The sequence below is a fragment of the Mesorhizobium sp. M2D.F.Ca.ET.226.01.1.1 genome (assembly GCF_004022705.2).
GTDB lineage: Bacteria > Pseudomonadota > Alphaproteobacteria > Rhizobiales > Rhizobiaceae > Mesorhizobium.
The window spans coordinates 1-297 of sequence record NZ_RZOY02000115.1 but is presented as its reverse complement, the minus strand read 5'-3'; the positions used below and the strand labels follow the sequence as shown (position 1 = coordinate 297).

The following is a 297-nucleotide window of genomic DNA, read 5'->3' as shown; positions in this document are numbered from 1 at the left end:
CCAAAGACGCCCCGTGGTCGGCGCGACCGAGCCTTTCTGCTCTTCTTGGCACGGACCGGCGCCCGGGTCTCCGGAGCCACCGGCGTTAACGCACACGACCTTCAGTTGGAACGGCCGCACCCGCAAGTGCTGCTGCGCGGCAAAGGGCGCAGAGACCGCGTCGTCCCCATTGCTAAGGACCTCGCGCGAGCGCTGACAACCTTGTTGAGCGAGCGCGGGATCGCCCGTCACGAGCCGCGACCGATATTCCTCGGCGCCCGCAACGAGCGCCGGGCCTACCAGACCGGCTTTGGCCGA

At 68.7% G+C, this 297-nt stretch carries 1 protein-coding gene; it reads left to right on the top strand.

Annotated features, from left to right (window positions below):
* The coding region (locus EN869_RS34020; protein ID WP_145972071.1) for a tyrosine-type recombinase/integrase at window positions 1-297 on the top strand (297 nt) is incomplete at both ends.